Source organism: Bradyrhizobium denitrificans, from assembly GCF_013179005.1.
Lineage (GTDB): Bacteria > Pseudomonadota > Alphaproteobacteria > Rhizobiales > Xanthobacteraceae > Bradyrhizobium > Bradyrhizobium denitrificans.
The window spans coordinates 68,295-87,585 of sequence record NZ_JABFDP010000012.1 but is presented as its reverse complement, the minus strand read 5'-3'; the positions used below and the strand labels follow the sequence as shown (position 1 = coordinate 87,585).

Sequence of the window (19,291 nt, the reverse complement as noted above, 5' to 3'; positions counted from 1 at the left end):
CGGGCGCTGTCGTTCGGGTGCGAGGAACAGGCGACCGGATTGGCCGGAAGCCCGCCGGAAACGGCAAAGCCAGTTTTGCGACGTTCCCGCGTCGATTTCGTTGATGCTGTCGCTGCTCCCCGCAGGCCGCGGCGGTTCCACTTTCCGGACCAGTCAACCACGTTTCGACTAGAAAGGAATTCGCGCTTGTTCCGCAATTTGCGGCGGGTTATTGCCACCGAGAGGCCTCATCTTAGAAGAAATGGCTCTCGTGCTCTCCACGCTGTCGCATATCATCGATCGCAAGGCTTCGAACCGGGTGGTCACGCGGCTGCGGGCGCTGCTGCGCAGCAACGAGTTCTACCTGATACCGCTGGCGCTGGTGATCGGCGTTGCCACCGGCGCGATCGTGACGGTGATGAGCCTGATCGCGCAGGTCGCCCATGTGCTGATCTACGGCATCCCGATCGACGTGCGGCTCAGCGCCAATGCCTGGGTCAATCCCATCATCGCTTTGATTGCGCCGGCTTGCGGTGGCCTCATCCTCGGGGTGATGGAATGGCTGCGGCGGCGTTGGAAGATCGCGGCCGCTGTGGACCCGGTCGAGGCCAATGCCCTGCGCGGCGGCCGGCTGTCGATGCGCGACAGCATCGTGGTGAGCAGCCAGACGCTGGTCTCCAACGGCTCCGGCGCCTCGGTCGGCCTCGAGGCCGGCTACACCCAGATCGGTGCCGGCGTGGCCTCGCTGCTCGGCCAATATCTCACGCTTCGCCGCAACGATCTCCGCCTGATCGTCGGCTGCGGCGCGGCCGCCGCCATCGCCGCAGCCTTCGGCGCGCCGATCACCGGCGCGTTCTATGCGTGCGAACTGATCGTCGGGGTGTATTCGGTGGCCAGCGCCGCGCCGATCCTGGCGGCCTCGCTGGCCGGGGCGTTGACGTCGCAATATCTCACCGGTGCGCCGTATTCGCTCGAGATCCAAAAGGTCGGCGCGGTCGGCTTCGAGCAATATATCGCGCTGTTCGTGCTCGCGCTGCTGGTCGCCGGCATCGGCATCGTGGTGATGCGTGCCTCGCCGGCGGTCGAGCGGCTGTTCGTCCGCATTCCGGTGTGGCTGCGTCCCGCGATCGGCGGTGTCTGCGTCGGAGCGATGGCGATCGTCACGCCGCAGGTGCTGGCGGCCGGTCACGGCGCGATGCTGCTCGACCTGCATCGCGAGATGGCGGTCGGCATGATCGCCACCATCATCGTGCTGAAGCTCGCGGCCTGCCTGATCTCGCTGGCGTCGGGCTTCCGCGGCGGCCTGTTCTTCGCCTCGCTGTTCATCGGCAGCCTGCTCGGCAAGCTGTTCGCAGGCCTGCTCGCGATGGTCGGACTGGGCGTCGCGCTGGATCCCCTCGTCGCGATGCTCACGGGCATGGCGACGCTCGGCGTCGCCATCGTCGGCGGGCCGCTGACGATGTCCTTCCTGGTGCTGGAGATGACGCGCAGCGTCGACGTCACCGCGGTGGTGCTGGCCGCCTGCATCGTGACCTCGGTGTGCGTGCGCGTGCTGTTCGGGCACTCGTTCTCGACCTGGCGCCTGCATCTGCGCGGTGAGACCATCCGCAGCGCCAATGATGTCGGCTGGCTGCGCAATCTCACCGTCGAGCGGCTGATGCGCTCCGACGTCGGCAAGGTGCCGACCACCACCTCGATCGCCGCCTGCCGGCGCGAATTCGCGCTCGGCACCCGCCAGGCGGTCGTGGTCGTCAACAACAGCGACGATTATTGCGGGCTGGTGTCGCTGCCCGATCTGTTCTCGGGCGAACTGGATTCGATCGCGGACGACATCCAGGTGGTGGAGCTCGCCAAATATTTCGATGTCGCGCTGTTGCCCGAAATGAACGTCAAGACGGCGATGAAGATCTTTGACGATTCCGGCGCCGAGGTGCTCGCGGTGCTGGAGTCGGAGAACAGCCGCAAGGTGATCGGCTTCCTCACCGAGTCCTTCGCGCGCCGCCGCTATGTCGAGGAAATCGATCAGGCGACGCGCGGTGTGCTCGGCGCGCTGTCGTAATCGCGTCACATCGCCGCGACACGGAATCTTCTCGCCGGGAACAGAGTAGGCTGCCGGCCGCTTGAGACGCGGGCGACGCGCGAGGATTGCATGACGATTTGGACGAGAATGACGGTTGCGGCGACTGTCGCTGCGCTGGCGACGACATCCGCAGCAGCCGAACCTGCAGTGCTGAAAGGCCGGGACGCCTTCGGCAGCTGGCAGGGCGACGCGCCCGGCACGATCCGGCTGATCCGTCCCGAGGATCTGCCGAAGCCCGGCGCCACCGCATCCGCCGCCAATGTCTCGCGCGTGGTGCAGCGGCCGGCCTCGGTCCTGCCCAAGGTCGTCGACGGCTTCAAGATCGCGCTGTTCGCGGACGGGCTGAGCGGCCCGCGCATCATCCGCACCGCGCCCAATGGCGACATCTTCGTTGCCGAGACCCGGGCAGGGCGCATCCGCGTGCTGCGTCCGAGCGAGGACGGCAGCAAGGTTGCGTCAAGTGAGATGTTCGCCGAGCGGCTCGGCCATCCGTTCGGCATCGCTTTCTATCCGAGCGTCGATCCGCAATGGGTCTATGTGGCGAGCACCGACCGCGTGCTGCGCTTTCCCTATCGGTCCGGCGACATGAAGCCGGCGGGCGCAATGCAGGTCGTCGTCGCCGACCTGCCCGCGGGCTATGGCCATTCGACGCGCGATCTCGTCTTCACCCCGGACGGCCAGCGCATGCTGGTCTCGGTCGGGTCGGCCGGCAATGTCGGCGAAGCTCTTGGCGAGCCGGATGGCGGCCTCGCCGCCTGGATCAAGGCGAATCCGCCGGGCGCTGCGTGGGGCGCCGAGACCGAACGTGCCGGCGTGCTGGCGTTCGATCCCGACGGCAAGAACCGCAGCCTGTTCGCCACCGGGATCCGCAATTGCGTCGGCCTGGCGATCCAGCCTGGATCGGGCACGCCCTGGTGCTCCACCAATGAGCGCGATGGGCTCGGCGACGATCTGGTGCCGGATTATGTCACACGGGTGAAGGAGGGCGGGTTCTATGGCTGGCCCTGGTACTATGTCGGCGACAACGAGGACCCGCGGCACGCCGGCGAGCGTCCTGACCTGAAGGGGCAGGTCACGATTCCCGACGTGCTGCTGCAGGCACATTCCGCCTCGCTCGGCCTCACCTTCTATGACGCAGCCCTGTTCCCGCCGGAGTATCGCGGCGATGCCTTCGCCGCGGAGCACGGCTCCTGGAACCGCTCCAAGCGCACCGGTTACAAGGTGATCCGGGTGAGGCTGAAGGACGGCGTGCCCACCGGCGAATATGAGGATTTCGTCACCGGCTTCGTCGTCAACGACCGCGAGGTCTGGGGCCGGCCGGTCGGCGTCGCCGTGGCGCGCGACGGCAGTTTGCTGATCTCCGAGGACGGCAACGGCACGATCTGGCGCGTCAGCCGCTGAGCGGTTGTCGCGGCGCAGGAACCTCCCGACCCAGCATGGGTTGTGAGCGGGGTTGAACGCCGGATGACCGCATGAACATCTTCGATCCGAAAGGACCGATCGCCGCCGCGCAGCAGACGATCCTGATCGACTCCGTCATCATCATGCTGGCGATCATCGTGCCGACCTCGATCGCCGTGCTCGCCTTCGCGTTCTGGTTCCGCAGCTCCAACACGAGGGCGACGTACCGACCGGATTTCGCTTATTCCGGCGCGGTCGAACTCGTGGTGTGGTCGATCCCGGCGCTCACCGTGATCCTGCTCGGCGGCGTCGCCTGGATCGGCTCGCACGATCTCGATCCTGCCAAGCCCGTCGCCGGCACCGGCGTTCCGATCCGCATCCAGGCGGTCTCGCTCGACTGGAAATGGCTGTTCCTCTATCCCGACCAGCGTATCGCGACAGTCAACAGCCTCACGGTTCCGATCGGCGCGCCGCTGCGCTTCGAGCTGACCTCGGGCAGCGTCATGACGGCGTTCTTCATCCCGCAGCTCGGCGGCATGATCTACACCATGAACGGCATGGTGACGCAGCTGAACCTGCGCGGCGATCACGTCGGGACCTACAAGGGCCTCGCCTCGCAGTTCAGCGGCGATGGCTTTCCGGACATGATGTTCGACACCAATGTTGTGTCGCAGGTCGACTTCTCCAATTGGGCAGCCAACGCCGCCAAGAGCGACCAGGTGCTCGACGAGGCGAGCTACGAGCAGCTCGCAGCGCAGTCGGTCGAGACGACGCCGAAGACCTACCGGCTCGCCGATCCCGAACTGTTCGGCAAGATCGCCAGCCAGCACATTCCACCAGCGCCCGGACCTCAGCTGAGCGAGAACAAGTCGCGGCCGGAACGCGGAGCATCCCATGCACACTGATTGGTTCGTCGTCGGAGTGTGGCGATGTCGGTAAGCGCTGTCGAGCAGGCCCCGGCCTATGCCGATCCGCATCACCTGCGGGCGGCCGAGCACGACGGGCCCGCGCCGAAGCGGATCGTGACCGGCTACGGCTTCTGGATCTTCCTGTTGTCAGACATCGTGATGTTCTCGTGTTTCTTCGCGAGCTTCGCGGTGCTGTCGAAAGCCACGGCCGGCGGGCCCGGCGGCGCGGAGCTGTTCGACATCCGCAACGTTGCGATCGAGACCGCGCTGCTGCTGGTGTCGAGCTTCGCCTGCGGCATGGCGAGCATCGCCGCCGAGCGCCACAGCGCGCTCTGGTTCCAGGTCGCAATGGCTGCGACGGGCCTGCTCGGGGCCGGCTTCCTGCTGCTCGAGGCCCGGGAATTCACCGATCTCGTTGGGCGCGGCGACGGGCCGAGCCGCAGTGCCTTCCTGTCGGCCTTCTTCACCCTCGTGGGCTGCCACGGGCTGCATGTCGGCGCCGGCCTTCTCTGGCTGCTGACGATGATGGCGCAGGTGATGACGAAGGGATTCCGCGCCGACATCGAGCGCCGCATCCTGTGCTTCGCGCTGTTCTGGCACGCGCTCGACATCATCTGGGTCGCGGTGTTCTCCGTGGTCTATCTGCTCGGGAGTGCGACATGACCGATCAGGTCCAAGAGTTCGACGGTCGCGGCGATCTTGCGCCGGGCGAGCAGCAGCATGGCGATCTGCGTTCCCGCATCTTGTTCCACGTGGCGGGTCTCGGCCTTGCGGTGCTGCTGACCGCGGCCTCGTTCTTCATCGCCGGGACCAACCTGGTCTGGCAGCCCTCGATTCCGGTGGCGCTGATCGTGCTGGCGATCGCCCAGATGGGCGTGCATCTCGTGTTTTTCCTGCACATCACGACCGGGCCCGACAACACCAACAACGTGCTGGCGCTCGCCTTCGGGCTGATCATCGTCTTCCTTGTGGTCGGCGGCTCGCTGTGGATCATGTCGAACCTCAACCACAACATGATGCCGATGGATCCGCTGATGCAGATGCAGCATTGAGCATCGCCGCTGATATCGCCGAGTCGTTGCTGAGCCCCTGCATTGCTTCGCTTGCGCTCGCAATGACGGTCGTGGCGGGCACTGAACGCCACACATGCGGTCATCGCGAGTGCAAGCGAAGCGATCCAGGGGCCACACGAAACCCTCTGGATTATGTGGCGTCAGTGCGCCGACTTCACTTCTTCGGCACCCGGCAATTGAAGGCGCGGCGGAAGCCGGAGGCGCGGGCGTCATCCTCTGAGCAGAACCAGCGATCCGGTTCGGTCGTCGCCGGATAGCTCGGACAGCCCTGCAGATGATAGATGCCGATATTGCCGGTGACGCGGGCGCGCACCGCGAACTTGCCCTTGATGCTGCAGCCGGGCGGCGCGCTCGGGGCGTCCGGGAACAACACGTCGCGGATCTCGCGGTCGCGATCGCTGCGGCAGGAGGCGCCGAGCAGGGAGCCGTCCTTCTTATCGGTGCGAAACTCGCCGGGGGCGACAAAACAGCCCTTCCAGATCCCGCGCAGCGCCTCCTTGGCGGCGGCGATATCGTCCTTGGCGCGATATTTGACCGCCGGGTCGGCGCTCACGGCGTAGCCGGCCCGTGCCATCTGCTGGTTGAGGCTGAGCTTGTCGCCGTCGACGGTGCAGAGGCCGAGCCTGCGGCTCTTGAGCGGCTTGTCCGGGCCGAGATCGTCGCAGCGCACCGCGCGGCCGGCGATCAGTCTGGTCAACTGTTCGCGCGCCTCGACACCGCAGCTCCAGGGGTCGGCGTGGTCGTCGATGCAGAGCTGATCGACCTCCGGCGCGTCGATGCCGTCCAGTCGATACACGGTCTCACCGAGCTGGAGGGTGTCGCCGCTGCGGACCGCGGCGGTCGCGGCCAGCGACGCGCTCGCCATGCCCGCTCCGATCACGATCGCCCCGCACAATGACAACAGCCGGTCTCGCAGCCGCATGCTTCCTCCCGCAATCAAATGCATCAAATACCCTGCCGAACTCCTACCACATCGCGCATGAGTCTCGCCAAGGGCCGCGGGAACAGCTCCGCCGGCTGTGATCTTGCGCCGGAGCGGCCTGCTACCCATCTGACGTTACAAAGGAATTACACCATGCTGGATTTCACTTCCGATGTCGCCGGCGACGCACTGTCGCCGGCGCAAGCGTCTGGTGCTGCCCCCGCCGATGATCGGGCGCTGCTCGACGCCTATTCCAATGCTGTCATCGACGTCACCGAGCGCGTCGGCCCGGCCGTCGTCCGCGTCGAGACCGGCCCGAAGGTCGGCTCCCGCGGCGAGCGCGGCGGCCTCGGCTCCGGCATCGTGATCTCGCCGGATGGTCTCGTGCTGACCAACAGCCATGTGGTCGGCAGCTCCAAGACCATCCGGTTGCGCGATGTCGAGGGTGTCGTCACCGACGCCCAGGTGCTCGGTGTCGATCCCGACACCGACCTCGCGCTGCTGCGCGCGAACCATGCGCGCGATTTGCGTTACGCCGCGCTCGGCAACTCCAAGAGCCTGCGGCGCGGCCAACTCGTGGTCGCGATCGGCAATCCGCTCGGCTTCGAGTCGACGGTGACCGCCGGCGTCGTCTCGGCGCTGGGCCGCTCGATCCGCTCGGTCTCGGGCCGGATGATCGAGGACGTTATCCAGACCGATGCCGCGCTCAACCCCGGCAATTCGGGTGGGGCGCTGGTGTCGTCGGCCGCCGAGGTGATCGGCATCAACACCGCCATCATCCAAGGCGCGCAGGGCATCTGCTTTGCGGTTGCCAGCAACACCGCGCAATTCGTGCTGTCGGAGATCATCCGCCACGGCTATGTCCGCCGCGCCTATGTCGGCGTCTCCGGACAGACCGCGCCGGTGCCGCGGCGCCACGCCGTGCTGGCCGGCGTCGAGAACAAGATGGGCGCGTTGTTGATGCAGATCGAGCCGGACGGGCCGGCCGCGCGTGCCGGGCTGTTGCCGGGCGATGTCGTGATCAGGCTCGACGGTGTCGACATCAACGGCGTCGACGACCTGATCCGCGTGCTCGACCGCGACCGCATCGGCCGCACCGTGGCGATGGACGTGCTGCGGCTGGGACGGCTGCGCGGCATCGACATTCATCCCGTCGAGCGCAAGCCGGCGTCGCGGCAGCCGGCGGCGTAGCGGCGTGAGGCGATAGGCTGGCGCCAAGCACAACGCGGTCGTCCCGGCGAACGCCGGGACGCACCCCAGGGAGCCGTGCGAGGCGGGCGGGCCGTCAAGCACGCCACGATCACCACGCGTGTTTCGCTTGGCTCGCAGAGCAGCAAAGCGGTGACCGTTGCATGCAATGGCCGCTCACAAAATAAGCTGATCGCTTGAGAGTGACGGCTGCCCAGCAATCAGGCAGCGTCAGGTCGCCGTTCCAACCCATTGAATGAGTTATGACTTCGTAGTCGGTGGTGCTCATACGGTAATTGTACACAATGGCATAGCGCTTGCTTCGATGGTTGCGAGACATTCTCGCGGGGAGGCAAGCGGCTGACATGGCGAACTTATCTGCAGCGGCAACCGCCACGATCACAGCCGAGCCCGAGCCGATCAGCCTCGATCTGTCGAGGACCGCGCTGGTCATCATCGACATGCAGCGCGACTTCATGGAGCCGGGTGGCTTCGGCGAGACGCTCGGCAATGACGTGTCGCAGCTGGCGCGGGCGGTTGCACCGATTGCCAACGTGCTGGCGGCGGCGCGCAAGACCGGCATGCTGGTTATTCACACCCGCGAGGGCCACGAGCCGGATCTGTCCGACGCGCCGCCGGCCAAGATCGAACGCGGTGCACCGTCCTTGCGGATCGGCGATCCCGGACCGATGGGGCGCATCCTCATTCGCGGCGAGGCCGGGCACGACATCATTCCCGCGCTCTATCCGATCGATGGCGAGGTGGTGATCGACAAGCCGGGCAAGGGCGCGTTCTACGCGACCGAAATGGGCGACGTGCTGCAGCATCACGGCATTGAAAATCTGCTGGTGTGTGGTGTCACCACGGAGGTCTGCGTCAACACCACCGTGCGTGAGGCCAATGACCGCGGCTATCGCTGCGTCGTCATCTCCGATGGCTGCGCTTCCTACTTCCCCGAATTCCACGAGATGGGCCTGAAGATGATCAAGGCCCAGGGCGGCATTTTCGGCTGGGTCGCGGAGTCAGCGGCCGTGCTGCAGGCGATCGGCTGAGCCGCAGAGGAGACACGAGAGACACGGGTCGCGAGAGATGAGCTCGAAAATGTAGGCGTTCAACTCAACAGGGGAGCAAGGCGATGAGCGGAAGCGGGACGGCAAGCTCGACAAGTGCGGATTTCAAGCCGGTGCTGTGGACACCCGGCGACTGGAACGCGTTCTTCGGTTTCGGCACCAACATCCTCGTCAACATGCTCGTCCTCACCGGGCTGTTGCGCTTCGTGCTGAAGATGCCGGACAGCCTGGTGTTCGGCCGCATCCTGCCGGCGCTCGGTCTGATGATGTGCCTGTCGACCTTCTACTACGCGTTTCTCGCCTATCGCCTGGCGCAGAAGACGGGGCGGACCGATGTCTGCGCGCTGCCGTCCGGTGTCAGCGTCCCGCATATGTTCATCGTCACCTTCGTGATCATGCTGCCGATCACGCTCAAGACCGGCGATCCGCTGAAGGGCTGGTCCGCCGGGCTCGTCTGGGTGTTCTTCCAGAGCTTCATCCTGATGATCGGCGGCTTCGTCGCGCCGTACATCCGCAAGATCACGCCGCGGGCGGCGCTGCTCGGCACGCTCGCCGGCGTCTCGGTCACCTTCATCTCGATGCGGCCGGCGCTCGAGATGTACATGACGCCGCAGATCGGCCTCGTCTGCTTCGCGATCATTCTCGTCAGCTGGTTCGGCGGTGTGAAATATCCGAAGGGGCTGCCTGCAGGTCTCGTGGCGATCGCCGTCGGCATGATCATCGGCTGGGGCTCGAACCTGTTCGGCCTCGGTCTCGGCGGCCTCAGCGTCAAGGGCGTCGGCGATGCCTTTGCGAGCTTCGGCTTCTCGGTGCCGCTGCCGGCGTTCGGCACGGTGTTCTCCGGCTTCGAATATCTCGGCATCATCCTGGTCACCGCGATCCCGTTCGGCATCTACGACCTCGTCGAGGCCATGGACAATGTCGAGAGCGCGGAAGCCGCCGGCGACGAATATCCGACGACACGCGTGCTGACCGCCGACGGCATCGTCAGCCTGATCGGCTGCATGATGGGCAACCCGTTCATCAACGCCGTTTATATCGGCCATCCCGGCTGGAAGGCGATGGGCGGCCGCATCGGCTATTCGGCGGCGACCGGCCTGATGGTGATCGTGCTATCCTGGCTCGGCATCATCTCGGTGCTGCTGGCGCTGGTGCCGGTGGTCGCGATTTCGCCGATCCTGCTCTATATCGGCATGTTGATCGGCGCGCAGGCGTTCCAGACCACGCCGGTCAAGCACGCGCCGGCAATCGTGCTCGCCTTCACGCCGCATCTCGCCGCCTGGGCCAAGCTGCAGATCGACACCATGCTGGCTTCCACCGTGACGGCGGCGCAGAGCATCGGCGGTCTCGCAGCCGACAAGGTCGATGCGGTCAAGACCGCCGCGATTGCCGCGCTGCCGCAGCAGGGCGTTCTGTATCACGGCTTGGAAGTGATGGGCGGCGGCTCGATCCTCGCCGGCCTCGTGCTCGGCGCGATCGGCGTGTTCGTGATCGAGCGCGACTTCACCAAGGCGGCGGCCTTCGCCTTGGCCGGTGCCGTGATGACCTATTTCGGCTTCATGCATGGCGAGGCGGTCGGCATCGGCGGCGGCTTCGGTGTCACGCCGGCGGTGGCGCTGGCCTATGCCGTGGTCGCAGGCGGGCTGTTCGCGCTGGGGCGGCTCGGCACGTCCGAGAGCTACGTGGCGCATGCCGACATGCATGCGGCGCCAGCAGAATAGGTATCTTTTCAAAGAGAACGACAGCCGGCGGCATGGCCGCCGGTTATGATTTTTCACGCGCCCGGCAGATCGAGATAATAGCGCAGCAGCGCCTGGCCCGGCTCGGACAGCCATTCGGCCGCCCCGGTGACATAGCCTTCGATCAATCCCGTCGTGCCGATCAGATAGGTGATCGGCATCGCCGGCGTCGCGAAAAGCGAGGCATCGGCATTGGCCGGATTGGTCGCTTGCGCATGCGGATCGGCGAAGGAGGCGCGGGGCATCGCGATCGCCTCGGCATAGCGGCGGATGCTCTTGATGTCGCGCCGGTCGGTGCAGATGGTCCAGACGTCGAGCGCCGGACTCCGCATCCGGTCCAGCCCGGCCAGCGTCGGCAGGTCGATCTTGCATGCCGCGCACCAGCTCGCCCAGAGATTGACCAGCGTGACATGGCCGGGCTTGGGCGCGAGAGTCACGTCCTTCCCGCTCATATCCTGCAGCTTCAAAGGCGGCGGCGCCTTGCGCGGCCGCTCGACGATGAACTGGGTGCGGCCGCTGCGGAACACCGGCGGGCTCGGGTCTTGCGCGCCGGCGCAGGCAGGCCTGCTTGTCAGCAGCAGGCTGGCCGCGGCCAGCAGCAGATCGCGCCGTGCGGGCGCGCTCAAAGCCTCAGCCATGGACGTAGGCCCAGCCTTTGCGCTGCAGTTCGACGACGCGGCCGATGCCGAACGGCACCAGCCTGGCGCCGTCGATCAGCTGGATCGTGAGGTTCTCCTTGCTCTCCGCGATCGACTTCGACGAGGCGCACATGCTGAAGCCGATATGCGGATACATCTGCCGCAGCGCCGCGAGCGGCTCCTTGAGCGGTGATTTGTCGGCGCGAAACACATCGATGCCGGTGCCGTTGGCGACGACCTCGATCGCGGGGGTCTGTCCGAGACTGGCGAAATGCCGCGTCAGATTGCCGGAATAGCTGATGGCATGACCCATCACATGGGGGTCGTTGCGGTCGATCAGCACGACAATGCCGGCGCGATGCTGGGCGACGGCCGGGACGGCGGGGGCTGGGGCGCCGAGGGCCGTTGCGCCAGCGAGAAAGCCGCGGCGCGACACGTCAGGGATCGGTTCGCTCATCATGGCTTCCTTCAAAGCACGGGATGCGCCGGCGCCGGATGACCAGCGCCGGCGATGCTCGGATCAGCCGCGCGGCGCGACCGGCGCCTTGCTGCTGCGGCCCCACAGCACGAACAGCGACAGCGCCAGCAGCAGGATGTTCAAGGGCGTGACCGCCGCTTCGCCGCGGGAGATGTGGAAGGCGAACGCGAACACCTGCAGCGTGGCGCAGCCGATCGCAGCCAGCACGGTCAGGCGCGGCATGATGCGAGTCAGCGACGGCAGCAGGATGCCGAGCCCGCCAGCCAGATCGATCAGGCCGATGGTGCGGACGAAGGCCACCGAATATTCGCCGGTCCACGGCATCATCTGGGCGAGTTCCTTGATCGGGGTGAAGACCTTGGTGACGCCGGCGAAGCAGAACAGGGCGAAGAGCAGGGTCTGGGCGACCCACAGGCTGATGCGCAGCGCCAGCGAGGGCTGGAGTGGGCTGAGATCGGTGGTCGATGCGGTGCTGGACATGGTCGGAGCTCCAAATGGAAAGGTGCCCGACATTGATAATTTCTTCTGGTTTGATCATTATGCTTTTCGTTAAGCCATCATTTCCTGAGGGTTGATGACAAGTGGATACGCTGGTCAGTATTCGGGTGTTCTGCCAGGTCGCGGAGCTCAAGAGCTTCGCGGCCGCCGCCGATCGCCTGGGGCTCTCGCCGGCGATGGCCTCCAAGCATGTCATGCAGCTGGAGCAGCGGCTCTCGACCCGGTTGCTCAACCGCACCAGCCGGCGGGTCGGCCTGACCGAGGCCGGCCAGGTCTATTTCGACCAGGTGCGGCCGATGCTGGAATCTCTCGACGAGGTCGAGGCCGTCGTCAGCAAGGCGACCGTGATCCCGCGCGGCACCCTGAAGGTCAGCGCGCCGGTATGGTTCGCCAATCCGCTGTTTGCCGGCACGCTCGCGGCGTACCGCGCGCGCTATCCGGACGTGGTGATCGATCTCGATCTCAGCGGACGCCTGGTCAATCTCGTCGACGAGGGATTTGATCTGGCGCTGCGCGTCTCCGCGGCACCGGGCGACGGGCTGATCGCGCGGCCGCTGACGCCAGTGCTGATGCAGCTCGTCGCCGCGCCGAGCTATCTCGCCGCGGCCGGGCGGCCGAAGGCGGTGGCCGATCTCAATGGCCATGCAATGCTGAAATACGCGTTGTATCCGCTCCGGACGATCACGTTGTCCAGTCCTGACGGCGAGGTCGCGCTGGCGTTCAAGGACGTGCTGATCAGCGGCAATGAGACGCTGCTGCATCACGCCGCCGTCGCCGGCATGGGCATGGCGGTGCTGCCGCGCTGGCTGATGGCCGACGATCTCGCCAGCGGCCGGCTCGAGACGGTGCTGCCGGACGCGATGACGATCAGGGCGCCACTGATGGCGGTCTATCCCAGCCGCAAATATCTCTCCGCCAAGGTCCGCACCTTCATCGACTTCATCGCCACCGATCCCCTGATGAAGCAGGCCTCGGAGGGACCGCCCCCGGTGATCGATGCGACAGCGGCGGGGGCGCGGAAGGGACGGAAGGCTGGGCCCTGATCTGGGGGGTGTGGAGGTCTCTCGTCCGACATGGCCGGGCTTGACCCGGCCATCCACACCGTTGTTCGGGAAAGAAAGACGTGGATGCCCGGGTCAAGCCCGGGCATGACGAGTAACTCATTAGTTAGGAGGCTCGCTCGAAGCGACGTCCTGCAAGCGAGGCGAGGTGCAGCGCTGCTCGGCTCTAAAACGACTCACATGATAGCTCGTGAGCTTTTGCCCGCTCACGGCCGCACCGCCGGGGCCTCCACCGCCATGCCGTGCGCCCGCGACATCAGATAGAGCTCCAGCGCGATCATGTCGGGGGCGTCGAAATCGTAGGCCTGGGCGCGGACGCCGGTCATGCAGCCGCGGAGGCGCCGCTGCAACGAGCCCATGCCTTGCCATTCCAGCCGATAGATCGGGTAGCCTGTCGGCTGTGCTTGCGTGATCGCGGAGCCCGCGAGATGCTTGTCCCAATTGTCGTCATGGCAATTGGTGCAGGCGAGATTGAGCTGGCCCTGCCGCTGCATGAACAGCGCGCGGCCGCGCGCGACCGACGGTGCCAGCCGCGGATCGTCACCGGCGGTGATCGGCATCCCGCGCGACTGCCTTGCGATCAGGGCCGTCAGCGCCAGCAATTCGCGGCTCTCGGGTGCGAACGGCTCAGCCTCCTGATGCTGCCTGCGGCAGAGATTGACGCGCTGGCCGAGATCGACAGGCGCGCCGCTCGCCGCATTGAAGGCGGGATAGCGCGCGGCGACGCCTTTCATGCTGACGTCGACGGCGCCGTGGCAATCGCTGCAGGATTTGCCGGCAGCGCCGGCCTTCGTGCGCCACAGCGTCTCGCCGTCGAGCACCGACAGCATCGCTGGATTGGCGGTGTCGTCGTCCTGCATCGCCTTCGTGTCGGCCGACATGAACTCATAGCCGGAGCGGCGCGCGGATTCTGCGATCTCGCCGGCCAGACCAGGTAGCGCTGCGCCAAGAAGCGCCAGGATAGCGAGGACAGCGCGCCGCATCATTCGACCGTGATCGCCGCCGAGGCGGTGGCGACAAAGCCATTGTCGCCGATCCACTCGAACTCGAAGCGGCCGCTCTCGCTCGCCGTGGTGAAGAACGACAGGAACGGATTGGCCGCGATGGCGGGGAACAGGTCGGCCCGGAAGATCTCGGCGCCGTTGAACCTGCAGGTGAAGCTAGTGATGATGTCGCGCGGCACGACCTCGCCGGCGGCGGTGTGGCGATAGCCCGGCTCCATCACATGGCTCATCAAGGTCTTGATCTCGATGACCGCGCCGCGCTTGGCCTTGGCGGGTACGTTGACGAGGGCGGCAGGCATCACGGCAGTTCCTCGGTGCAGGCGGCCAAGGTCACGATGACGTCGACGCTGACCGACCAGAACGAGCCGTCGGAGAGCTTTGCGATCGCCACCACCTTCTGGGTGTCAGCGAGCCGGATGCGCGTCGTCACCTGCGCGCGGCCGGCGCTCGGCGTCAGATGGAAGTTCGCGATGTTGGGCTGCGGGTTCTTCTCGTTGAAGATGTGGATGCTCTTGACGCAGTTGTCAGCCGTCATCGGGTGGTCGACGCTGACGGTCATCGGCACGGTGTTGCCGTTCTCGACCAGCGGGGGAATGTCGAGCCGGACCTTGCCGATTTGCACCTTGGCTTCGCCGACGAGATTGCGGATGGCGGATGTCAGCATCGCTGGCGTCGCCTGCGTGGGGCGGATCGTGATCAGCGGCAGCGCGCTGGCCGCGGCGGCGGTTCCCGCCAGCTGCAGCAGATGGCGACGCGACATGTGGAGCGGTTCGAACATGCTGTCCATATGGGCTCACTCGCGCAAGGTCGCGAGATAGGCGACGATGTCTTCGATCTGCTCCGCCGTCAGGATCGGCTTGTCGCGCCAGGCGGAACCGACGCGCGTCAGCCCGTCGACGCGGTAATAAGACGGCATGATCGTCTCGGGATTGATGCGGCTGGCATCGACCAGCCGCAGCCGGAGCTGCGCCGTGGTGGCGCGGTTGCCCGCGCCGGCGAGGCTCGGCGCGAGATCGCCCTGGAAGCGTGCTTCCGGAAACGGGCCGGAATGGCAGAGGATGCAGGTCGAACTGCGGGCGAGCACGAGCGCGCGGCCACGCGCGGCATCGCCGGGTTGGCCGGTGAGCGACTCGGGGATGCCGTCGCCGACGATCGTATACGGCTTCAGCTCCTGCGCGACCGCGGCTGCGGGCAGGGCGCAGATGATCATGGCGATGACCCGGCTAACCGAACGCATCATAGATCAGCGCCTTGAACCAGGCCGTCGCAGCGTCCGCCTCGGCGGCACGTGCACTGCGCGGCGCGTCGAGAGAGCTCGTCCTGCCGCCCTCCACTTCGGCGAACAGATCGCCCTTGGGCTGATAGACGCCGGATAGCGAGAACGCGGTGTTCGGCGCGACCAGACTGTAGCAGATGCCGGTCAGCGGCGGCGGCTCGGAAGAGCGTCCGGTCAGGTCGCGCACGACCACGGCCGCGCAGGCCTTGCCCTGGGCCTGCGCTGCACCGGCGGATTTCGGAATGCCGCCGCCAAGACAGGCATCGCCGATGACATGGACGTCCGGAAGAAGCTTCGAGGCGAAGGTCGCGGCATCGATCGGGCACCAGCCGGTGCGGTCGGCAGCCGCCGCCAGCGCCGCGATGCGACCGGCCTTCTGCGGCGGGATGATGTTGGCGACATCCGGATTGTAGTTGCCGAACTCGGTCACGACCGTGCGCGTGGCGATCTCGACGCCGGTGACGCGGCCACCCTGCGACAGCGGAATGCGCTCGATCATGCCCGCGTACAGCTCGTTCCACGCCTGCTCGAACAGCTTCTGTTGCGAAAAACTGTCCTTGGCGTCGAGGATCAGCACTTTCGACTTCGGCTTGTACGTCTTCAGATAATGCGCGATCAGGCTGGCGCGCTCATAAGGTGCCGGCGGACAGCGCGACGGATTGGCGGGAACGGCAATCGCGACTGTGCCGCCATCCGGCATCGCCTCGATCTGCTGCCGCAGCAGCAGCGTCTGTTCGCCCGCCTTGTAGGCGTGCGGCATGAGCGCGGAGGCGGCCTCGTCATAGCCCTGCAGCGCGGTGAAATCGATGTCGATGCCCGGCGCCAGCACGAGGCGGTCATAGGCCAGCGTCGCGCCGTCGACGAGCGTGACCTTGTGCGCGGGCGCATCGATCGCGGCGGCCGCCAGCAGCACGACGCGCACGCCTTCAGCGGCGATCTTGTCGTAGCCGAAATATTGAGCGCTGATCTCGCGCAGGCCGGCGATGACCTCGTTGCTCTGGGGGCACGAGGTGAAGGTCTTGTTGGCCTCGACCAGGGTGACCTCGAGCTTCGCATCGGCCTGGCGCAGCGCGCGGGCACAGCTGGCGCCGCCAAAGCCGCCGCCGATCACGATGACGCGCGCGGTTGTCTGCGCACGCAGCACGGTCGGCGCCGCGAGCAGGGCAGCGCTCGCCGCGATCAGGCCGCCGACCTCTCTGCGGGTGCGCTGCCGGGTGAATGTCATGGGTTCAGAATAGCACGGCGGCAGGCTTTGTTCCGAACGCCTGCCGCCCCGCTGATCATGCGAAGGTGATGTTCTGGTCGCGCAGCGGCACCGAGCGGATGCGTTTGCCGGTGGCGGCGAAATACGCATTCAGCACGGCCGGCGCAGCCACGCCGATAGTCGGTTCGCCGACGCCGCCCCAGAAGCCGCCGCTCGGTATCATGATCGCTTCGACCTTCGGCATCTCGGCGATTCGCATCGAGTTGTAGGTGTCGAAATTGGTCTGTTCGATGCGCCCATCTTTGACCGTGCAGCCGCCATAGAACAGCGCGGACAGGCCATACACGAACGAGCCCGCGATCTGCCGCTCCACCTGCGCCGGGTTGACGACATAGCCCGGGTCGGTCGAGGCGACGATGCGGTGGATCTTGATCTTGGTGCCGTCGATCACCGAGATCTCGGCGGCACCCGCGACGTAGCTGCCATAGCCGTGCAGTTGGGCCAGCCCGCGATAGACGCCCTCCGGCGCCGGCGAGCCCCAACCGATCTTCTCGGCCACCGCGTCGAGCACCGCGAGATGCTTCGGATTCTTGCTCATCAGCCTGCGGCGGAATTCCAGCGGGTCCTGGCCCACAGCATTGGCGAGTTCATCCATGAAGCATTCGAGATAGATCGCGTTCTGGTTCACATTGACGCCGCGCCAGAAGCCCGGATTGATGTGCGGGTTGCGCATGGAGTGCTCGATCAGCAGATTCGGCACGGAATAGCCGATCGTCGCCTCGCCCGACGGCGCCAGCCCCTGGAAGGTCGCCGGATCCTTGCCGTTGACCAGCGCGTCGGGGCGCAGGCTGAACAGGATCGACTGGCCGGATATGCGCATGTGCAGCGCGGTCAGATTGTTGTCGGCGTCGAAGCCGCCGGTGAGCTTGCACTGCGTGATCGGGTGATAGCGGCCATGGGTCATGTCCTCCTCGCGCGACCACAACAGCTTGACCGGCGTGCCCGGCATCGCTTTGGCGATCTGTACGGCCTGGCGGACATAGTCGGTCTGGCCGCGCCGGCCAAAGCCGCCGCCAAGGATCAGCTTGTGCACCTCGCATTTGTCGGCCGGCAGCCCCGAGGCTTCCAGCACTGCGGCGAACGCCGCCTCGCCATTCTGCGTGCCGCACCACACCTCGCAACGCTCCGGCGTGTAGAGCGCGGTCGCGTTCATCGGCTCCATCGTGGCGTGGTTCTGGTAGGGATAGTTGTAGGTTGCCTCCACCTTCTTCGCTGCGCTGGCGAGCGCCGCCTTGGCGTCGCCGTTCTCGTTGCCGACGAAGGCCGGGCCCGATTCCAAACCCTCGGCCAGCCATTTGGCGATCGAGGCCGAAGAGACCTTGGCGTTCTCGCCTTCGTCCCAGACGATCGGCAGCGCATCGAGCGCCGTCTTCGCGTGCCACCAGGTGTCGGCGACGACAGCGACTGCGGTGCCGTCGACCGCCACCACCTTCTTCACGCCCTTCATGCCGGCGATCTTGGCTTCATCATAGCTTTTCAGCTTGCCGCCGGTGACCGGACAATCCTTGATCGCGGCGTTGAGCATGCCCGGGAGCTTGATGTCGGCGCCGTAGATCATGGCGCCCGTCACCTTGTCGGCGGTGTCGAGGCGTTTCACGCCCTTGCCGATCAGGGTCCAGTCCTTCGGGTCCTTCAGCTTGACGTCGGCTGGCGGCGTCAACTTCGCCGCCGCTTCAGCCACCTTGCCGTAGGTCGTGGTCCGGCCCGACGCCTTGTGCGTGATGACGCTGTTCGCCGCGGTGCATTCGGCCACCGGCACTTTCCATTGGTCGGCGGCGGCCTGGATCAGCATCATGCGCGCGGCGGCGCCGCCCTTGCGGACATAGTCCTGCGACGAGCGGATGCCGCGGCTCCCGCCGGTGGAGAAGTCGCCCCAGACGCGCTTGCGGGCGACGTTCTGGCCCGGTGTCGGATATTCGGTGGTGACCTTGCTCCAGTCGCAGGCGAGTTCCTCGGCGACGAGCTGGGCGAGGCCGGTCAGCGAGCCCTGGCCCATCTCGGAGCGGGCGATGCGGATCACCACGGTGTCGTCGGGACGGATCACCACCCAGGCATTGACCTCTGGCGAACCATCCGCGGCGCGCACGACTTGCGGGCCGCCGAAGGGAAGATCGAGCCCGAGCGCGAGCCCGCCGCCGAGCGCGGCGGTGCCGATGATGAAGGAGCGGCGGTTGAGGCGCGGCGAGACGTGCTTGTTCATGCCGACCTCCTCAGGCGTTCGCGGCGGCATGGATCGCCTCGCGCACCTGCGCGAAGGTTCCACAGCGGCAGATGTTGGTGATGGCGTCGTTGATGTCCTGGTCGCTCGGCTTCGGATTGTCCTTCAGCAGCGCGGCCACCGCCATGATCATGCCGCTCTGGCAATAGCCGCATTGTGGAACATCGTTCTCCAGCCAGGCCTGCTGCACCTTGTGCAGGCCGCTCTCGCTGCCGAGGCCTTCGATCGTGGTGATCTGCTTGCCCGCGGCCTCGGAGACGGTGACGCCGCAGGACCGAACGGCCGCGCCATCGAGATGCACGGTGCAGGCGCCGCATTGTGCAATGCCGCAGCCATATTTGGTGCCGGTCAATCCGGCATTCTCGCGGATCGCCCACAGCAGCGGCGTGTCGGGCTCGACGTCGAGATCATAAACTTTGCCGTTAATCGTGAGGTTTGCCATCGCAGATCCCTTTCGTTCAACTCGCCAGTTGAACTGTGGGCCGCACTGTGCC

20 protein-coding genes are annotated in these 19,291 nt (G+C 66.3%); 9 read left to right on the top strand and 11 right to left on the bottom strand.

Annotation, left to right across the window (positions count from 1 at the left end; all coding sequences use genetic code 11):
* Window positions 1-241: 241 nt before the first annotated feature.
* The 5 genes from HL671_RS14810 (at window position 242) to cyoD (ending at window position 5,420) form a co-directional block, all read left to right on the top strand.
* Window positions 242-2,038 carry a chloride channel protein gene (locus tag HL671_RS14810; RefSeq protein ID WP_210263904.1) on the top strand — a complete coding sequence of 599 codons (1,797 nt, stop codon included), beginning with the start codon at window positions 242-244 and terminating at the stop codon, window positions 2,036-2,038.
* Between the two features lie 90 nt (window positions 2,039-2,128).
* Complete coding sequence (locus tag HL671_RS14805) at window positions 2,129-3,460, top strand: PQQ-dependent sugar dehydrogenase (protein ID WP_246579510.1); 1,332 nt, start codon at window positions 2,129-2,131, stop codon at window positions 3,458-3,460.
* A 71-nt stretch (window positions 3,461-3,531) separates the two neighbouring features.
* Window positions 3,532-4,365: a COX aromatic rich motif-containing protein gene (locus tag HL671_RS14800; RefSeq protein WP_172236821.1), complete on the top strand. Its 834-nt coding sequence runs from the start codon at window positions 3,532-3,534 to the stop codon at window positions 4,363-4,365.
* Between the two features lie 24 nt (window positions 4,366-4,389).
* Window positions 4,390-5,031, top strand: coding sequence for a cytochrome (ubi)quinol oxidase subunit III (locus tag HL671_RS14795; protein WP_012042910.1), 642 nt, complete (start codon window positions 4,390-4,392; stop codon window positions 5,029-5,031).
* Entirely contained in the window at window positions 5,028-5,420 is a 393-nt protein-coding gene (gene cyoD / locus HL671_RS14790) for a cytochrome o ubiquinol oxidase subunit IV (RefSeq protein WP_172236820.1), read from the top strand. The genes HL671_RS14795 and cyoD overlap by 4 nt, the downstream gene beginning before the upstream one ends.
* A gap of 175 nt (window positions 5,421-5,595) precedes the next feature.
* Here cyoD and HL671_RS14785 read toward each other — a convergent pair whose 3' ends face one another.
* Window positions 5,596-6,363, bottom strand: coding sequence for a thermonuclease family protein (locus HL671_RS14785; protein ID WP_374050104.1), 768 nt, complete (start codon window positions 6,361-6,363; stop codon window positions 5,596-5,598).
* 153 nt (window positions 6,364-6,516) lie between these two features.
* On the opposite strand from HL671_RS14785, the gene HL671_RS14780 reads away from it, so the two are divergent.
* The 3 genes from HL671_RS14780 (at window position 6,517) to HL671_RS14770 (ending at window position 10,342) form a co-directional block, all read left to right on the top strand.
* The gene (locus HL671_RS14780) at window positions 6,517-7,554 is read left to right on the top strand and encodes a S1C family serine protease (RefSeq protein WP_172236818.1); all 1,038 of its coding nucleotides are present in this window, start codon (window positions 6,517-6,519) and stop codon (window positions 7,552-7,554) included.
* A 362-nt stretch (window positions 7,555-7,916) separates the two neighbouring features.
* Window positions 7,917-8,603, top strand: a complete 687-nt coding sequence (locus HL671_RS14775) for a cysteine hydrolase family protein (protein WP_172236817.1) — start codon at window positions 7,917-7,919, stop codon at window positions 8,601-8,603.
* Between the two features lie 83 nt (window positions 8,604-8,686).
* On the top strand, window positions 8,687-10,342 hold the full coding sequence (locus tag HL671_RS14770; RefSeq protein WP_012042915.1) for a hypothetical protein: 1,656 nt from the start codon (window positions 8,687-8,689) through the stop codon (window positions 10,340-10,342).
* A gap of 53 nt (window positions 10,343-10,395) precedes the next feature.
* Here HL671_RS14770 and HL671_RS14765 read toward each other — a convergent pair whose 3' ends face one another.
* From HL671_RS14765 to HL671_RS14755, 3 genes are all read right to left on the bottom strand, one after another.
* Window positions 10,396-10,887: a TlpA disulfide reductase family protein gene (locus tag HL671_RS14765; RefSeq protein ID WP_172236896.1), complete on the bottom strand. Its 492-nt coding sequence runs from the start codon at window positions 10,885-10,887 to the stop codon at window positions 10,396-10,398.
* Window positions 10,888-10,990: 103 nt separating this feature from the next.
* The gene (locus HL671_RS14760) at window positions 10,991-11,455 is read right to left on the bottom strand and encodes a DsrE family protein (protein WP_012042917.1); all 465 of its coding nucleotides are present in this window, start codon (window positions 11,453-11,455) and stop codon (window positions 10,991-10,993) included.
* Between the two features lie 63 nt (window positions 11,456-11,518).
* The gene (locus tag HL671_RS14755) at window positions 11,519-11,956 is read right to left on the bottom strand and encodes a DoxX family protein (RefSeq protein WP_012042918.1); all 438 of its coding nucleotides are present in this window, start codon (window positions 11,954-11,956) and stop codon (window positions 11,519-11,521) included.
* 101 nt (window positions 11,957-12,057) lie between these two features.
* Between HL671_RS14755 and HL671_RS14750 the strand changes: the two genes are divergently transcribed.
* Entirely contained in the window at window positions 12,058-13,017 is a 960-nt protein-coding gene (locus tag HL671_RS14750; RefSeq protein WP_172236816.1) for a LysR family transcriptional regulator, read from the top strand.
* Between the two features lie 224 nt (window positions 13,018-13,241).
* Here HL671_RS14750 and soxA read toward each other — a convergent pair whose 3' ends face one another.
* Genes soxA through HL671_RS14715 form a run of 7 tightly spaced genes read right to left on the bottom strand, consistent with a single transcriptional unit; the run spans window position 13,242 to window position 19,239 of the window.
* Window positions 13,242-14,018: a sulfur oxidation c-type cytochrome SoxA gene (gene soxA, locus HL671_RS14745; protein WP_374050105.1), complete on the bottom strand. Its 777-nt coding sequence runs from the start codon at window positions 14,016-14,018 to the stop codon at window positions 13,242-13,244.
* The gene (gene soxZ, locus HL671_RS14740; RefSeq protein WP_172236814.1) at window positions 14,018-14,338 is read right to left on the bottom strand and encodes a thiosulfate oxidation carrier complex protein SoxZ; all 321 of its coding nucleotides are present in this window, start codon (window positions 14,336-14,338) and stop codon (window positions 14,018-14,020) included. The genes soxA and soxZ overlap by 1 nt, the downstream gene beginning before the upstream one ends.
* A complete protein-coding gene (locus HL671_RS14735) occupies window positions 14,338-14,826 on the bottom strand; it encodes a SoxY-related AACIE arm protein (RefSeq protein WP_172236813.1) in 489 nt (162 codons plus the stop codon). The genes soxZ and HL671_RS14735 overlap by 1 nt, the downstream gene beginning before the upstream one ends.
* A 6-nt stretch (window positions 14,827-14,832) precedes the next feature.
* Window positions 14,833-15,279: a sulfur oxidation c-type cytochrome SoxX gene (gene soxX, locus HL671_RS14730; protein ID WP_172236812.1), complete on the bottom strand. Its 447-nt coding sequence runs from the start codon at window positions 15,277-15,279 to the stop codon at window positions 14,833-14,835.
* Window positions 15,263-16,540, bottom strand: a complete 1,278-nt coding sequence (locus tag HL671_RS14725; protein ID WP_172236811.1) for an NAD(P)/FAD-dependent oxidoreductase — start codon at window positions 16,538-16,540, stop codon at window positions 15,263-15,265. Before HL671_RS14725 ends, soxX begins: the two co-directional genes overlap by 17 nt.
* 55 nt (window positions 16,541-16,595) lie before the next feature.
* Entirely contained in the window at window positions 16,596-18,779 is a 2,184-nt protein-coding gene (locus tag HL671_RS14720) for a xanthine dehydrogenase family protein molybdopterin-binding subunit (RefSeq protein WP_041751418.1), read from the bottom strand.
* Window positions 18,780-18,789: 10 nt separating this feature from the next.
* Entirely contained in the window at window positions 18,790-19,239 is a 450-nt protein-coding gene (locus tag HL671_RS14715; RefSeq protein WP_012042926.1) for a (2Fe-2S)-binding protein, read from the bottom strand.
* Window positions 19,240-19,291 lie beyond the last annotated feature (52 nt).

What these genes read in the sequence shown, in the direction of transcription:
- soxZ (WP_172236814.1), bottom strand. Translation starts at nt 14,338, where the DNA reads ATGCCTGCCGCCCTCGTCAACGTACCCGCCAAGGCCAAGCGCGGCGCG.
- soxX (WP_172236812.1), bottom strand. Translation starts at nt 15,279, where the DNA reads ATGATGCGTTCGGTTAGCCGGGTCATCGCCATGATCATCTGCGCCCTG.
- HL671_RS14715 (WP_012042926.1), bottom strand. Translation starts at nt 19,239, where the DNA reads ATGGCAAACCTCACGATTAACGGCAAAGTTTATGATCTCGACGTCGAG.
- HL671_RS14805 (WP_246579510.1), top strand. Translation starts at nt 2,129, where the DNA reads ATGACGATTTGGACGAGAATGACGGTTGCGGCGACTGTCGCTGCGCTG.
- cyoD (WP_172236820.1), top strand. Translation starts at nt 5,028, where the DNA reads ATGACCGATCAGGTCCAAGAGTTCGACGGTCGCGGCGATCTTGCGCCG.
- HL671_RS14735 (WP_172236813.1), bottom strand. Translation starts at nt 14,826, where the DNA reads ATGGACAGCATGTTCGAACCGCTCCACATGTCGCGTCGCCATCTGCTG.
- HL671_RS14725 (WP_172236811.1), bottom strand. Translation starts at nt 16,540, where the DNA reads ATGACATTCACCCGGCAGCGCACCCGCAGAGAGGTCGGCGGCCTGATC.
- HL671_RS14795 (WP_012042910.1), top strand. Translation starts at nt 4,390, where the DNA reads ATGTCGGTAAGCGCTGTCGAGCAGGCCCCGGCCTATGCCGATCCGCAT.
- soxA (WP_374050105.1), bottom strand. Translation starts at nt 14,018, where the DNA reads ATGCGGCGCGCTGTCCTCGCTATCCTGGCGCTTCTTGGCGCAGCGCTA.
- HL671_RS14720 (WP_041751418.1), bottom strand. Translation starts at nt 18,779, where the DNA reads ATGAACAAGCACGTCTCGCCGCGCCTCAACCGCCGCTCCTTCATCATC.
- HL671_RS14770 (WP_012042915.1), top strand. Translation starts at nt 8,687, where the DNA reads ATGAGCGGAAGCGGGACGGCAAGCTCGACAAGTGCGGATTTCAAGCCG.
- HL671_RS14755 (WP_012042918.1), bottom strand. Translation starts at nt 11,956, where the DNA reads ATGTCCAGCACCGCATCGACCACCGATCTCAGCCCACTCCAGCCCTCG.
- HL671_RS14810 (WP_210263904.1), top strand. Translation starts at nt 242, where the DNA reads ATGGCTCTCGTGCTCTCCACGCTGTCGCATATCATCGATCGCAAGGCT.
- HL671_RS14760 (WP_012042917.1), bottom strand. Translation starts at nt 11,455, where the DNA reads ATGAGCGAACCGATCCCTGACGTGTCGCGCCGCGGCTTTCTCGCTGGC.
- HL671_RS14785 (WP_374050104.1), bottom strand. Translation starts at nt 6,363, where the DNA reads ATGCGGCTGCGAGACCGGCTGTTGTCATTGTGCGGGGCGATCGTGATC.
- HL671_RS14800 (WP_172236821.1), top strand. Translation starts at nt 3,532, where the DNA reads ATGAACATCTTCGATCCGAAAGGACCGATCGCCGCCGCGCAGCAGACG.
- HL671_RS14775 (WP_172236817.1), top strand. Translation starts at nt 7,917, where the DNA reads ATGGCGAACTTATCTGCAGCGGCAACCGCCACGATCACAGCCGAGCCC.
- HL671_RS14780 (WP_172236818.1), top strand. Translation starts at nt 6,517, where the DNA reads ATGCTGGATTTCACTTCCGATGTCGCCGGCGACGCACTGTCGCCGGCG.